The sequence below is a fragment of the Methylophilus sp. VKM B-3414 genome (genome assembly GCF_032248435.1).
GTDB lineage: Bacteria > Pseudomonadota > Gammaproteobacteria > Burkholderiales > Methylophilaceae > Methylophilus > Methylophilus glucosoxydans.
The window spans coordinates 25,647-40,347 of record NZ_JAVTLI010000013.1; the positions used below are offsets into that span (position 1 = coordinate 25,647).

Here is a 14,701-nt window from a genome sequence, read left to right on the forward strand (position 1 = left end):
GCTTGATATTTGGGGATGCCTGGCGCTTGCACTAGCTATTTTTTTGACCGCTTGGATGAAAGCTTGTCTCGCTGTTGCATGAGCTGGCCACGGGTTTCTTCGTAGCAGTCTGCAACTGCCTGATATAGCAGGGAAATGGTCGAGGCATCCTTCATGTTTAAGCCCAGCAGGCGACGACTGTGCTTGCTCAATGGAATCAGACCCATGTTGGCGGATTCCCCAGCCAGGCTGTGCGCCAGTGTATGAACTTGCGCAAAGTTGAGGTCCATGCATTGCTTGCCTAAGTCGCGGACCAGGTCATCTGTTGTCTCGATAAACTCGCGGATAAGTTTGTTTAAAAACGCCTCGCTGCCACCGAGCTTGAGCAAGTGCGCCATACGGTCCTGATCCAGCAGCGGCTCGGTCATCGGTGCAATGGTCGGGATACTTTCTGCCATTGCCGAGGGATGCGCATCTGCTGGCGATTGCGCTTTGCCACGTTTTTTCGAAGCGGCTGTGGTGACGGCAAGCGCCTCTGCGCCTGCTTGCGTGTCAAGCGTGCTTGTAATGGCTTCCACCAAAGTTTGAATCTGGCGCGACACCACTGGCTTGGTCAATACCTGATAGACCCCGGCGCGCAAACAGCGATCCTGTGTGGCTTTGGTGGCATCGGCGGTGAGGATCACGGTACGGATAGGCTGACTGCCCGGCAAGGCATGATAGATCCTGAACACTTCCAGGCCATTCATTTCCGGCATGTTGTAATCCAGGATCATCAGGTCAAACTGATGCTGCTCCAGCATATCAAGCGCGGCATCACCGTTGTCCACGGATTTCACCACACAGTGCATTCTTTGCAGGGTCTCATTCAGGATCATCCGGTTGACTACATTATCATCTGCAATCAGCACACGGATTTTTTTGCGGAATCGGGTGTGGCTACTTAATGGCACCACATTGGAGGCGTTATCCAGGTTGATTTCGGTGCTCCGGTCAACACTGGGCGCGATTGCGTGGGTCAGTGGCAAGCTGACCTCAAACACTGTGCCTACATTTTCCTTGCTGCTCACGCTAATGCTGCCACCCATGACCTCAACCAGTTGCTTGGCAATCGTCGTACCCAAGCCCGTGCCGCCATAACGCCGGGTGATGCTGCTATCGGCCTGGGTGAAGCTGTCAAAAATAAAAGGCAAGGCTTCTGCCTTGATGCCGATGCCGCTATCCTGGATGCGGAAACATAACAGGCTGCGGTTGGCATACTGTTCCTGGACACTGACCGTGATCTCGACGCCACCGTGCTGCGTGAATTTAATCGCGTTGGCGATCAAATTAGTCAATATCTGCTCCAGATGATGCATGCTGCCAGAAAAGTGCCGTTCCGCTTCATTGGCGAGATTGAACTTCAACCAGAGTTGCTTCCGTTCCACTTCAAGTTGAAACACGAGGTGCAAGCGGTTGATCAAGTCTGGCAGGTAAAAAGCAATCTCTTCGAGATCGACTTTACCTTTTTCAATCTTGCTGATATCGAGCACGTCATTGATGAGCTTTTTCAGGCTGCTGGCTGAGGCTCCAACCATATTCAAGAATTCGGCTTGTTTGCGGTCAAGCTTGGTCTGTGCCAGCAGTTCACTGGCGCCAATAATGCCATTGAGCGGTGTGCGCATCTCATGGCTGATATTCGACAGAAAGTTTGTCTTTGCCTCGCTGGCCTGGTCAGCCTCTTTGGTGGCTTTTTCCAGGCTCACCAGCAACCGTAGGGCATGCGGTGGAATCAGTAACAGCGTCAGCAAAAAGCCATAAGCCAGATGCTGGTGTTCTATCCAATAAGGGTTTAAATACAAGGTTAGACTAAAGCCCACCAGGCTTAGCATATAGCAGCCTTTGAAAAACTTGGTGCCATAACGCAAGCCATAGCCAATAATCAGCCACAGATAAATGCCGATAAATACGCCGGCCATCGCCCCCGAGATCATTTGCTCTAGCGAGGTGGCGGTGATGTCCATCACCATGGCGGTCCATTGCCGTTTTTCGTTTTTGGCCGGGTTGCGCAAGATGTTATACAACATCAGAAAACCAAAGCCCAGATAAATCAGACACAACAATACGGGTTCATAGCTGCTGCGATTAATCAGCAAGTAAAGCGTGATCATGCTGACAAAAAGCACACGGATCAGTGCCTGCTCAGTTTCATAACTGACAGATTTGATCTCGCTTACTTTGTACACCAACTGCTTTACTAGGGTTCGCATGTTTGATGGGATATCAGGGTATTAGCCAATGATTAGTGAGAGAAAAACTTAACTTTATTGATAGTTAACGGCTTTTTCTTAAGATAACTTAAAGTTTAACAGGCAAGGTTTGATTATCAAAGTAAGTTTACTTTTCAAACGCGCAAAATAAGATTGTGTTTCGTGCAGCGCATGCGCAAAATACCGCCCTGATACAAAACGCTGCCTGATGACAGATGTGGAAAGTGTAATGAATGATGACTGATCAAGCGCCAGCCCTTTCAAGATGGTCACGTTGGCTCGCCCGTAGCCGCATGGCGCTGCCGATCGTGTTTTTTATCGGCGGCTTTGTCTGGGACGCGATTACCATAGGCAAAAAAGTCGCGATGTCCGACATGATCATTTTTGCCTTGTATTTGCTGGTGGCCGCTATTCTCATGTACCAGTTGGCCGAACCTTCTTCTTCCATCCGGCGGCTGGGCGAGCGGCTGTTGAGCTTCCAATGGGTACAGCACAAAGTCACGCGCTGGCCAGTACACGATTGGCCATACTGGGTATTACAATTTTTGTTTGGCAGCCTGTTAAGCGCTCTGTTTATTCTGTACTTCAAAAGCTCCAGCGAGGGCGTGGCCTGGATTATTACCCTGGTGTTGGGCGCGTTGCTGGTCGCCAACGAGTTTCTTGAGAGTGAATACCGGCGCCTGAGCTTGTGCTGGAGCATGTTCGGCCTCTGCTCCATCCTGTGGTGTAACTTTGCCTTTCCCTTTTTGTTTGGCAGCGTGCATGCGGCTTGGTTTTACCTAAGTACCTTGCTCGGGGCGACCATCACTTATGTGCTTTACCAGCGCGCGCCGCATCACAGAGGCAGAATCTGGCCGGTGTGGGCAATTGCCGGGTTACTCATGCTGGCTTACCGGCAAGACATGATTCCGCCTGTGCCGTTGGTCAAGCAAGCCGTGGTGGTAGCCTACGATCTGGAAAAGTCACCACAAGGCTACTGGATGACGGTGGAAAAGTCGCCCTGGTGGCAGTTTTGGCGGGTGGATACCGACCATTTTTACTTGCAGCCCGGTCAGCGGCTGGTATGCTTTTCTGCCATTTTTGCGCCACAAGGCCTCAAAACCCATCTGCTGCATGATTGGCAGAAGAAACAGGGTGACCAGTGGGTGAGTGTCTCTACCCCGGGGTTTTCATTGACTGGCGGACGTGACAGCGGTTATCGCGGCTATACCTATAAAACCAATCTCACGCCAGGCGAGTGGCGGGTGCGTATCCAGACTGGCAACCAGCAAACCATCGCCAGCCATCAATTCACCGTCACGCTTGGGCAGGGCAGGGATACGCATAAACGCATCCGTATCCGCTATTAGTGGCATGGCTGTTTGCCCATTTCAGCTCGCCTAATCAAGACTAGTTGAATCAAGTCCAGTCTAGCGCTGTTTGCCTTCGCAACTGGCCTGCGCGCCTGCATCTTGCGCTAACACTTGTGCCAGCCACGGCAGGTGCGGCTCTACCGATTGCCGCAAGGTCCACGGCGGGTTAATCACCCACATGCCACTGCCATACATGCCAAAGCCATCGGCTGAAGGTTGTTCTACATCCAGCGTCACATGCAAAAAGTCGGTGTCCAGACGGCGCAGCTTGTCTATCATTTGCTGCGGTTCTGGGCGTTGCAAGCGCGGGTACCAGATTAAATAAGTGCCTGTGGCAAAGCGCTTCAGACTGTCTTTAATGCAATCCACCACGCGTGAGTAATCATCTTTGACTTCATAAGGCGGATCAATCAGCACGATGCCACGTTTGGTCGGTGGCGGCAGGCAAGCCTTGATGCCCTCAAAGCCGTCTTTTTGCTGAATCGCGATTTGCCGTTTTTGTGATGCAAATTGCTGTTCCAGCAAAGCCGCATCGGCCGGGTGTAGCTCAAACAAGCGTAATTTATCCACCGGGTTGATTAGGTGGCTGGCCAGCCAAGGTGAGCCCGGGTAAAGCATCTGCTGATCTTTATTTGCTGCAGCAATAGCCTCCAGATAGATTTGAAACGGCTCAGGCGCCTGGCTTTGCTGCAAACGCAAAATGCCATCCACGTATTCCGCCGTTTTATTTGCCACGCTGCTATCCAGACGATACAGCCCAGCGCCGGCATGGGTATCAACCACCCAGTAAGGCTTATCTTTCTGGTTAAAATAATCCAGCACCAGGCTGAATATCCAGTGTTTTAAAACGTCGGCATGATTGCCAGCATGAAAGGCGTGTCTGTAACTTAACATGATGATTTTCTCTACAAGCCAGCATTATCCCAGATTTTTCAAAAGAGACTGTTTTATGTCGGATAAGCTATTGTGAAAAGCAGCTAATTTGCATTAGCATGCCATCATGAAACCTAGCCATACAACTCACGAACACTCTCACTCATCTGGTCGCTGCCCTTATGGTCACGATCACGCAGATCATCACGGTCATGATCACAATCATGAACATGCGCATAGCCATGATGATCACGAACACGGCAACCCGTTCTCGCTACCATTTCTCGCCATTTCCATCTTTACCGTGGTCGAGTTTATCGGCGGCTGGTGGACACAATCTCTAGCCTTGCTCAGCGACGCCTGGCACATGCTGTTTGATGTGCTGGCCCTTGGCCTCGCGATGTGGGCAGCACAGCAGGCACGCAGCGGACATCCAGCCTCCAAGCAAACCGAGCGCCGCGTCTCCATGATCAACGCCGTCTCCATGCTGCTAGTCACCGGCTGGATTGTGTACGAAGCCATCGAGCGTCTGCAAAATCCGCGGCCAGTCGCAGGCGGCTATGTCAGCATTATTGCCCTGGTCGGTTTACTGGTTAACGTCGTTGTTGCCAAACATATGCATCATCAACACGAGCATCATGGTGCCGATGCAAACTTAAACCACCGCGCCGCCTTTTTGCATGTGTTGGGCGACTTGCTCGGCTCAGTCACTGCTGTGGTCGCAGGCGCAGTTATCTACTTTACCGGCTGGATGAACATAGACCCCATCTTGTCTATCCTGATTTCAGTACTGCTGCTGGTGGTCACGCTCAACCTCATCCGCGATATTCTCCGCGGCGGCGCAGGACATCACCACTAGTTTAAAGATCATTTAACCAACCACAGAAGGAGCGTCAATATGCCTTATGTCAATGTGAAACTAGCAGGCTCAGTCACCAAAGAGCAGAAAAAACAAATTGCCAAAGAGATTACTGAAACATTGCAAAAGCACGCCCACAAGCCAGCGAATTACACGTATATCGTGTTTGAAGAGGTCGAGTATGAGGATTGGGCGATTGGTGGGGAGCTTTTAGGGTAGGTCAATGCAAGCGAAACGAAAACCGAAAGATTTTAATCACGTTGCGTTTGTGGAATTTATGAAATATAAGGCTATAAAAAATTGCCTAACCAATCTCTAGAGGGACTTCCCCTTGATGTCAAGCGAAACCCACCTGAACACTCGAGAATTCGGGTGTTTTTTGTTTGTATTTCATATTCCCAGCATCACACCAATCATCCTGCTAGTTTTCAATATCTTAAAAGGGTTAAACTGCCTCTGGCCTTGATGCGGATCAGTGTTGGTTACGCGGGCCAGGATAATAGCCGCGCACAAAGACCTCATTCCATCATCGGCCTGACAAGAACGAATCATCAGTACCAGATTCTATTCTTAGATGAGCACATTCCATGATGAGACTCAACGGTAGTGACTTGGATTTTTTATTCCAATTTAAATGAAAAAGCCCTGCATAAAACAGGGCTCGTTTAGTATTTGTGATTCAAACTATTGTCATGTGCGCCTTGCAGTAAAACTTAGTAAACCCAATCCTAGAACCAACAACGCGTAAGTACCCGGTTCTGGGACTGGTACTGAAATAGCATTTCCATACAGTCTAAAGGCTAAGTCGCTCTGGACGGTCGTGTAACCATTAAACTGCGCAAAAGGATTATCTGGGTAGGCGGTGATAAGTACTTTATGAGAATTATTTCCATAAGGAGCATCCATAATTCCTAATGTTGGAATCCCATAAAATGAAATCCAGTAATTTTTGTTAGCTTCGAGCGTCACGGGACGAATAATTGTCCCCTTTGCTTCAACATAAGCATATAAATCACTCTCAAGTCCCTTTGTTCCAGTTAACTGCACTTTCTCAGAAACAATGATCTCTCCTGGGGTTCCGCTCAGATCCTCACGAATAATTAAATTAGTTTTATATGGCGACCAATCTCCGTCTACGATAATCGGAATAAAAGCAAAACGAGAATAGTAAAGATCTACTCCGGTCAAAGAAACGTCATTAGTGAAATTTATTTGTTCGTAGTGCTGACTATAAAAATTATTTGACCAAGATGAATTGTAGATGTTGTATTGATCAGGACCATATAATTTTCCGTCGGTACTTTCTGGACTAAAGTCCCATAAAACAGTTGCATTAACACTAAAGGAAAATAGCAGGAAAGCTATTGTTATTATTCTTAACATTTTTAACCTCTCAAAATTTTAGTTAATTATTCTTATTCATGAGTCTAGCAATCTTACATTTACTTGTAAATCGGATGATATGACTATTGTGCTTTAATCGGCTCAAAGATGGGCCGCCATTTATAGCGCGTTTGATGTTTCGGAATCAGTTGTGGCTCGAAGCTACCTGCGTGGTCTCCGGGGATTTTGTAGGCAATTCGCCAAAATCACCTTTGAGGCTTTTGCGGCTTTTACCATTACGGGTGTTGTCAGTGGCATTCTTTGACTGGCTCATGCTTATCGTGGCTAAGGTGTTCGACCATCTCTGCTTAAAGGGCGCGTTCAATTAAGGCTTGGGTTATCTGTTTGAGCAATCCATTCTCACCAATTAAATTTTCGGGCTTTTTATAGTTCGCCAACAATCCATCAATCAGGTCGTTGGGGGGGGATACGGTCATTTCTACTCTGACATTTGGGGCCAGAGCAAAAACGTTTATTAAAATTTAATACTTTTTAGCTTGGCGCTTGTAATTCACTTTTAACCTGAAACCAAAATTTATGCACATTGAAAATAAATTGTGCATTTACGTTGTTGAATGGCTTAAAACTCGAGTGAATATCTGGTGTTAAAATACTTAGATGTTTGACCCCAAACCCATCCTGAAAAACCTTCCAAACCTGCCCGGCGTTTACCGCATGCTCAATGCGGAAAATACTGTGATCTATGTCGGTAAGGCCAAAGATTTAAAAAAGCGGGTTTCAAGTTACTTTAATAAAAATCTTGCTAGTCCGCGTACCAAAATGATGGTGTCGCAGATTACCAATATCGAGACCACAGTGACGCGCTCTGAGGCTGAGGCGTTGCTGCTTGAGAATAACCTTATCAAGAGCATCATGCCGCGTTACAACGTGTTGTTTCGCGACGATAAGTCTTATCCCTATATTAGCCTGACGGGCGATGCGTTTCCGCGGCTGGCGTTTCACCGCGGTACGCAGCGCAAGGGGCATCAGTATTTTGGGCCTTTCCCCAGCTCGCCTGCGGTACGTGAGAGCATACAGTTACTGCAAAAGGTGTTTAAGCTGCGCACCTGTGAAAACACGGTGTTTGCCAATCGGTCACGGCCTTGTTTGCAGTATCAGATTGCGCGGTGTACTGCGCCGTGTGTGAACCTGATTTCGCAGGAAGACTATGCGAGTGATGTGCGCCACGCGGCGTTATTTTTGCTAGGCAAAACCAGTGAGGTGATTGATTCTTTGGCGGATGGGATGAATACCGCAGCTGAGGCGATGGAGTATGAGCAGGCGGCGGTGTTGCGTGACCGTATTCAGGCCTTGCGTCAGGTACAGGCCAAGCAGTTTGTGAGTGACTTTAGCGTGAGTGATGCGGATGTGATTGCCTGCGCCGAGATTGAGGGGCAGCACTGCATTAACCTGGTGATGATCCGTGGCGGGCGCCATTTGGGCGACAAGAGCTTTTTCCCCAAGAACGCGCAGGATGCCGAGCTGGTAGAAACGGTAGAGGCGTTTATTACCCAATATTATGTGGCGCAAAACACGCCGCCTTTGCTGGTGTGCGGGGCAGAGATCGACAAAACCGAGTTTGAAACCATGCTCAGCGAGCAGGCTGAACGCAAAATCCGCGTGCTGACCAATGCCATTGGCGATAAAAAAGTCTGGCTCAAAATGGCTCAGACGAATGCCGAGTTGGCACTACAACAACGGTTGGCGACTTCGGCCAATCAGCAGGCACGCTTGCTCTCTTTGCGTGAGGCGCTTAACCTGGCCGAGAACACCGAGCGCATTGAGTGCTTTGATATCAGCCATACCATGGGGGAAGCTACGGTGGGCAGTTGCGTGGTGTTTGACCGTGGTGATATGCAAAACAGTGAATACCGCCGCTATAACGTCACTGGTATCACGCCAGGCGATGATTATGCTGCGATGCGGGATGTGCTGACCCGGCGCTATAAAAAAGTCGCTGCGGGCGAGGGCAAGCGCCCTGACCTGATTTTTATTGATGGTGGCAAGGGCCAGTTGGGCGTGGCGATGGAGGTCATGCAGGAGGTCGGTTTGGACGATATCCTGCTGATTGGTATTGCCAAGGGAGAAGAGCGCAAACCGGGTCTCGAAACCATGATTTTCTCCGACACCGGCGAAATGCTGAATTTACCCGTGGATAATCCCGGCCTGCACCTGCTACAACAAATCCGCGATGAGGCACACCGGTTTGCCATTACCGGCCACCGGGCCAAGCGCGCCAAAGCGCGCATTACCTCTAGCCTGGAGGAGATTGAAGGGGTAGGGGCCAAGCGCCGCAAAGCCTTGTTGACGCGATTTGGTGGCCTGGATGCGATAAAAAGTGCTAGCATAGACGAGATTGCACAAGTCGAAGGCATTAGCCTGGCACTGGCGCAAACCATATACGAACGATTGCATTAAGCCATTGCAACAGCCCTGAGCAAAATAACCATGTGGAATGTCCCCAATATACTCACCCTGCTACGCATCGCGATGATCCCGGTGTTTGTTGGTATCTTCTTTTTGCCCGCGAATGCCATCGCCAGCGACGGGCTGCCAGCACACTGGGTAAACCTCACCGCTGCAAGTGTGTTTATTCTGGCCTCATTCACCGACTGGCTGGATGGCTACTGGGCCCGCAAATATCACCAAATGTCCAAGTTTGGCGCGTTTCTTGACCCCGTAGCTGACAAGCTGATGGTGGCCGCCGCCTTGATTGTGCTGGTGGAGTTGCACCGGGTCGGCGCTGTCGTTGCATTGATTATCATCGGCCGCGAAATTGCCATCAGTGCCTTGCGCGAGTGGATGGCCAGCATAGGCAAAAGTGCCAATGTTGCGGTCGCCATGGTTGGGAAAATCAAAACCGCCGCACAAATGGTCGCTATCATCCTGCTACTTTGGTTTGATCCGCTGTTTGGCATCAACATCCAGTGGCTGGGTGAATGGCTCATTGTGATTGCCGCCTTGCTGACCCTGATCTCCATGGGTTACTACCTGCGCGCGGCGTGGCCGGCGATACGCGAAACCATCTAAAAAAGCAAGGCGAAAAAAGACATATTATTTTCAAAATCTTCCTTGACACCGGTCTCAAAATCATTAAAATGCCAGCTTCTTTACGACACATGACGTAAGGAAATACGCGGGAATAGCTCAGTTGGTAGAGCGCAACCTTGCCAAGGTTGAGGTCGCGAGTTCGAGACTCGTTTCCCGCTCCAAATTCTGGGGAAAGCGCCGCTTTCCCTTTTTAACATAAGTTGTTTTTATGTTGTTGGTTCTGGCGCGATAGCAAAGCGGTTATGCCGCGGCCTGCAAAGCCGTTTAGGCCGGTTCGACTCCGGCTCGCGCCTCCAGTCTCATGTAGTAAATATGCGGGAATAGCTCAGTTGGTAGAGCGCAACCTTGCCAAGGTTGAGGTCGCGAGTTCGAGACTCGTTTCCCGCTCCAAATTTCTCTCAAGCACACATTCTGGCCGCTATGCAAAATAGACGACAGTGTTAGAATACAAAGCTTGCTAGACCTACCGCCCGGATGGTGAAACTGGTAGACACAAGGGACTTAAAATCCCTCGGCTTAACGGCTGTGCCGGTTCGATTCCGGCTCCGGGCACCAGTAAAAACTCAAATAAACCAGCGACTTAGCTGGTTTTTTTGTTTTTTCATTTTTCTTTGAATATCTCTATTTTTCATTCGCACTGTGGCGCAATTGTGGGGCGAGCTGAGTTGCAACTATTTTAATTTTGGGTTATCTTGACTCACGAATATTTTTCACTCAACACCAAAAGCCACTCCTAGGCATTAACTTAGGCCATACACCTGACGCGAAATCAGGCGTATTAGATAGGGTGGAAAAAGAAGTGACTCGAACTCTCATGCCTACAAATAATAAAGGCCGGTTATCCCGGCCTTTGTTTTATCAGGTGTTAGTTATGCTTGTTTATTACGGCGTACTGCAATACCTAGCAAACCTAAGCCTGCAAATAGCATCATTAGGCTTTCGGGCTCTGGGACGATAGTGATCTGACCTGGAGTAATAGCCCAAGCATAGAGTAAAGCATTCTTGTAGTTGGTTGACCTTGAACCAGCACTCATTAAAAAATACCATGAAATAGTATTTTCTGTATTTGGTTGTCCATATTCTGAACCAGACCAATATCCATCAAACATCTCGTTATCAAATTTATTATCGAGATCCTGGATCCCAAAAGGAAGGCCAAGGTCTATGACATTAAAACCATTTCTATCTCGGAAGGAGTTACTGCCTAATTCCAGATGAAATAGCTCTGGTAATTCATCGCCACCGATTGTTCCATTCGTAGCTACGTTATATCCACAATTTGATCCCCCAACGCTGTCAAAACAAAAAGTGGGGTTGGTGAATGTAGGTATCTCCCAATGCGTACTACCTCCATAACTGATACTGTTTAAATAATTGGCAAATGCCATAGCACCAAACCAAGTGGTTCTACCTAGTTGAGTGTCACTGAAATCATCGGCACTAAGCGTATATGTTCCGGTGGGACTGTAATAGTTAGGATAGTTTGAGATGGTCGGGCTAGCACTTAAAATATTATTTACCACAGTATTAAAACCATAATTTGCAATCATGCTACCAAGTAGGTTGCCATCTTTTGTCCAAGTAGCATCACTCACCGAGCTGTAAACTAAATCCTTACCATTAGAATTATAAGAAGTTAAGGTGGCTTGTGCGTTGAAACTGATTAATGCGATGGATGCTGCGAGAATTGCTTTTTTTATTGTTGAAGCCATAAAACTACCTCTCCTAAATTATTTTTGATTTTTGTAAAACGGCGTAATAACGTCCCTCGCGATTATGCCTAAGTTAAGTTAAAGCAAAAAGTCTATTGTTATGGCCCGAATGGGCTATTAGAGGTTCTTAGAGATGAGATTTAAAGACTGTGACTTTTATAAAAATGTATAACATTGTGTATAACTACAATGTAGTATTTTAATGGAATGGCTTAAATATTTGGCATAAACGCAACATTCGGTTCAGGCTCCGGCACCAATACTTCCCTTATATATTCTGGCTAATTAGGCTGGTTTTTCATTTTCAAATTTTTCTACACCTGTCTGTGAATGACTGTATTTTTTATGCATGCTGTGGGGTTGGTGTGGGATTCATGTATTCGGTTGTCTAACAGCGCGGGTGAGGTCCAGATATCCATTTAGGTGGGGCAAGCTCCGTTTTCATTTCTACCTAGTGACAAAATAGGCACTGAGAAAACAGTAGTTTGGTGAATGAGCATGCTTTCTCACCTTAGTCGGTGAGAGATGACTAGTTAAAAATGTACAACAATTATAAAAATAATCTTCTCGCATTTAACTGAGTGCTTTCCCAACCCAGGTGCCGGTAATACCCTATCGCGGGTTCATTTTCAATATCGACCAATAGCTGGGCACGAGTCGCTCCTTTTTCTTTTGCCCAATCTAATGCCGACTGCAGTAATTTTTTACCAATTCCTTGCTGTCTAAATTCTGCATGAACGACCATGTCCTCTACCCAAGCAGAGCGTGCTCCTTGTGCAGTAGAGATGACTAGTTGCGCGCTAACCATTCCAATCAGTTTCCCGTCTTCTGTAAATGCCGCCTTGATTACCCCATGTTCTGGTTGTGATATCAGCATAGTTAAACCGGCTTTTTGTTTCTCCATGTCCGGTTTGAAATCGGCTTCTATACTAAATAGCGCATGTAGAAGGTTGGCTAGTTGAGCGGCATCTTTTTCTTGTGCATCTCGAATACTTATGACTGCGTCCACTCACTGCCTCCTGAATGATCAACTGGGTCGTGATGAATAATAGCCAGGAAACGGATTGGGACCTCTATGAGCTTGGCTGGCTGATGCGGCTGGTCTCCTCTAAAGGTCAGTGAGTCGCCTGGCTCAAGTAAGAAAGTCTCCAAGCCTACCTTGTACTCTAATACCCCCTCCAGCATATGAATAAATTCAGTCCCGCCATGTTCAAAAGGGGGGAATTCTTCTGCCTGATCTTCCAGCGTGATCAAGAACGGCTCAAAAGTCTTTTGAGGCCCTTGGTCATAGGCTAATAAATGATATGTGTGGCCGAGCTTTGTGCCGCGGCGTACCACTTCCATACCATGCCCTTTTTTAACGAATTGTGCATTTCCTGAGGGAGCGTTGTAGTCGCGGAACAGCCTTGAAAGCGTTACGCCAAGCGCGTTGGCTACTTGTTCCAATGTTTCAAGACTAGTCGATACATGACCATTCTCAATTTTACTGAACATTCCAACACTAATATTCGCTCTCTCAGCGACATCAGCAATGGTCAGGCCATGTTGTTTTCTGACCTCTTTAATGACATTCCCCAAGTGTTTACCCAAAGGTTTGGATTCTGTTTCAGTAATAGGGACAACATTTTTTTTCAAATCAGAGGTCATTGGCGGCTAAAACTCCCATATCCATTCTTCTCGTTCAATTATCACAGGCCCAATAAATCAAGTGACGGCAAATCAAGCTCCTGCTGGAGAATTAATTGACTAACTCTTTCTTAGTCATTAACCCATCCTCAGCCACTTTTTTAAGAATATTCACATGCTCTAAATGTGTTCATCAGACCAAATTATGCACCAAATCATTGCAAAATAGGTAAATTTATTCCTGACAGGAAAAAAATATTCATAAAGCCGTTGACAGCGGTTTTTGCAATGCGTATAAATGGAATTGTTGTTTCCTGCTGGGAATAAAATTTTCATGTCGAGATTGATATTGGATCGTTGCGGAGCGTTGAATGCCTCTAAGATTGCTTAAATATGCGTTGAGTAAAGAGTACAAAGAGACTCGGTTTTTTAGGGAGAATGTGACCCCTAAGAAAAGTTACGACGCAGTCATTATTGGCGGAGGCGGACACGGTTTGGCTGCAGCCTACTATCTGGCTAAAGACCATGGCATGACTAATATTGCCGTGCTTGAAAAGGGTTACTTGGGTGGAGGCAACACCGGCCGCAATACCACCATTGTCAGGTCTAATTACCTGACCCCAGAGGGCGTGAACTTCTATGATGCCAGCGTCAAAATATACGAAGGTTTGTCCGAAGAGTTAGATATCAATCTATTCTATTCAACGCGCGGCCATTTCACATTGGCGCATACAGAGTCAGCGATGCGGACAATGCGTTGGCGTGCTGAGGTCAATAAACATGTGGGCGTGGATAGTTATGTCGTTGGTCCGGATGAGATCTCAAAAGCCTGCCCCCAGCTAGACATCAGCTGCAGTGGCCATGCGCCCATTCTCGGGGCTTTGTATCATGGGCCAGGTTCTGTGGCTCGGCATGATGCTGTCGCTTGGGGTTACGCCCGCGGCGCCGATAGGTTAGGTGTCGATATATTTCAGAGTACAGAAGTGACTGGCATCGATATCAAGGGCGGTAAGGTTCAAGGGGTACAAACGAGCCGAGGCTATATCTCTACCCCCAGAGTGCTTTCAGCGGTGGCAGGGTTCACTCCCCGCATCTGCAAAATGGCTGGCATTGATACGCCTATTGTCATTCATCCATTGCAAGCCTGTGTGACTGAGCCAATGAAACCCTGGCTGGATTCAATCCTGGTTTCCGGTAGCTTGCATGTCTACGTCAGTCAATCTTCCCGTGGCGAATTGGTCATGGGGTCTTCGTTGGATCCCTATGAGGTTCATTCGACCAGGTCTTCTTTAGACTTTGTGGAGGGACTGACGTCTCACATGTTAGACATGTTCCCATTCCTCTCCAATGTGAAGATCGTCAGGCAGTGGGGCGGCATGGCAGACATGACCCCTGACTTCTCTCCCATTATGGGCAAGACACCGGTGGAAGGGTTTTACCTCGATGCTGGCTGGGGAACATGGGGATTCAAGGCCACACCGATCAGTGGAAAAACGATGGCTGCCACGATTGCTAACGATATGGCGCCAGATCTCATCAAGCCTTTCAGACTTTCAAGATTTGAAGAGTACGAATTGACTGGCGAAAAAGGTGCGGCTTCGGTCGGTCACTAAGCAT

Annotated in this window: 12 protein-coding genes, 4 tRNA genes and 1 pseudogene; 10 read left to right on the forward strand and 7 right to left on the reverse strand. The window is 47.9% G+C overall.

Features of this window, described 5'->3' with window-relative positions; all coding sequences use genetic code 11:
* Positions 1-35: 35 nt before the first annotated feature.
* Positions 36-2,228: an ATP-binding protein gene (locus tag Q9292_RS12885; RefSeq protein ID WP_313988744.1), complete on the reverse strand. Its 2,193-nt coding sequence runs from the start codon at positions 2,226-2,228 to the stop codon at positions 36-38.
* Between the two features lie 233 nt (positions 2,229-2,461).
* On the opposite strand from Q9292_RS12885, the gene Q9292_RS12890 reads away from it, so the two are divergent.
* Positions 2,462-3,577 carry a DUF2914 domain-containing protein gene (locus tag Q9292_RS12890; protein ID WP_313988747.1) on the forward strand — a complete coding sequence of 372 codons (1,116 nt, stop codon included), beginning with the start codon at positions 2,462-2,464 and terminating at the stop codon, positions 3,575-3,577.
* Positions 3,578-3,637: 60 nt separating this feature from the next.
* Here Q9292_RS12890 and Q9292_RS12895 read toward each other — a convergent pair whose 3' ends face one another.
* The gene (locus tag Q9292_RS12895; protein ID WP_313988750.1) at positions 3,638-4,474 is read right to left on the reverse strand and encodes a 23S rRNA (adenine(2030)-N(6))-methyltransferase RlmJ; all 837 of its coding nucleotides are present in this window, start codon (positions 4,472-4,474) and stop codon (positions 3,638-3,640) included.
* Positions 4,475-4,580: 106 nt separating this feature from the next.
* On the opposite strand from Q9292_RS12895, the gene Q9292_RS12900 reads away from it, so the two are divergent.
* A complete protein-coding gene (locus tag Q9292_RS12900; protein ID WP_313988752.1) occupies positions 4,581-5,312 on the forward strand; it encodes a cation diffusion facilitator family transporter in 732 nt (243 codons plus the stop codon).
* Positions 5,313-5,351: 39 nt separating this feature from the next.
* Positions 5,352-5,531, forward strand: coding sequence for a tautomerase family protein (locus Q9292_RS12905; protein ID WP_018985002.1), 180 nt, complete (start codon positions 5,352-5,354; stop codon positions 5,529-5,531).
* 471 nt (positions 5,532-6,002) lie between these two features.
* On the opposite strand, the gene Q9292_RS12910 is transcribed toward Q9292_RS12905, so the two are convergent.
* Together Q9292_RS12910 and Q9292_RS12915 are read right to left on the reverse strand one after the other, a co-directional pair.
* Positions 6,003-6,695: a PEP-CTERM sorting domain-containing protein gene (locus Q9292_RS12910; RefSeq protein ID WP_313988755.1), complete on the reverse strand. Its 693-nt coding sequence runs from the start codon at positions 6,693-6,695 to the stop codon at positions 6,003-6,005.
* Positions 6,696-6,817: 122 nt separating this feature from the next.
* A pseudogene (locus tag Q9292_RS12915) lies at positions 6,818-7,132 on the reverse strand (transposase); the annotation flags it as partial.
* A 181-nt stretch (positions 7,133-7,313) separates the two neighbouring features.
* On the opposite strand from Q9292_RS12915, the gene uvrC reads away from it, so the two are divergent.
* From uvrC to Q9292_RS12945, 6 genes are all read left to right on the forward strand, one after another.
* The gene (gene uvrC, locus Q9292_RS12920) at positions 7,314-9,113 is read left to right on the forward strand and encodes an excinuclease ABC subunit UvrC (protein ID WP_313988758.1); all 1,800 of its coding nucleotides are present in this window, start codon (positions 7,314-7,316) and stop codon (positions 9,111-9,113) included.
* A 30-nt stretch (positions 9,114-9,143) separates the two neighbouring features.
* Positions 9,144-9,725, forward strand: a complete 582-nt coding sequence (gene pgsA, locus Q9292_RS12925) for a CDP-diacylglycerol--glycerol-3-phosphate 3-phosphatidyltransferase (protein ID WP_275354884.1) — start codon at positions 9,144-9,146, stop codon at positions 9,723-9,725.
* A gap of 106 nt (positions 9,726-9,831) precedes the next feature.
* Positions 9,832-9,907: transfer RNA gene (locus tag Q9292_RS12930), tRNA-Gly, on the forward strand.
* A 61-nt stretch (positions 9,908-9,968) separates the two neighbouring features.
* A tRNA-Cys gene (locus Q9292_RS12935) sits at positions 9,969-10,042 on the forward strand.
* A gap of 18 nt (positions 10,043-10,060) precedes the next feature.
* A tRNA-Gly gene (locus tag Q9292_RS12940) sits at positions 10,061-10,136 on the forward strand.
* A gap of 78 nt (positions 10,137-10,214) precedes the next feature.
* Positions 10,215-10,301: transfer RNA gene (locus Q9292_RS12945), tRNA-Leu, on the forward strand.
* 314 nt (positions 10,302-10,615) lie between these two features.
* Here Q9292_RS12945 and Q9292_RS12950 read toward each other — a convergent pair.
* The 3 genes from Q9292_RS12950 to Q9292_RS12960 all read right to left on the reverse strand — a co-directional run bounded on the left by Q9292_RS12950 (position 10,616) and on the right by Q9292_RS12960 (position 13,105).
* A complete protein-coding gene (locus tag Q9292_RS12950; protein ID WP_275354885.1) occupies positions 10,616-11,458 on the reverse strand; it encodes a PEP-CTERM sorting domain-containing protein in 843 nt (280 codons plus the stop codon).
* Between the two features lie 550 nt (positions 11,459-12,008).
* Positions 12,009-12,467, reverse strand: a complete 459-nt coding sequence (locus tag Q9292_RS12955) for a GNAT family N-acetyltransferase (protein ID WP_275354886.1) — start codon at positions 12,465-12,467, stop codon at positions 12,009-12,011.
* A complete protein-coding gene (locus Q9292_RS12960) occupies positions 12,452-13,105 on the reverse strand; it encodes a helix-turn-helix domain-containing protein (RefSeq protein ID WP_194746957.1) in 654 nt (217 codons plus the stop codon). The genes Q9292_RS12955 and Q9292_RS12960 overlap by 16 nt, the downstream gene beginning before the upstream one ends.
* A gap of 350 nt (positions 13,106-13,455) precedes the next feature.
* Between Q9292_RS12960 and Q9292_RS12965 the strand changes: the two genes are divergently transcribed.
* The gene (locus tag Q9292_RS12965; RefSeq protein ID WP_194746956.1) at positions 13,456-14,697 is read left to right on the forward strand and encodes an FAD-dependent oxidoreductase; all 1,242 of its coding nucleotides are present in this window, start codon (positions 13,456-13,458) and stop codon (positions 14,695-14,697) included.
* The last annotated feature ends 4 nt before the right edge of the window (positions 14,698-14,701 follow it).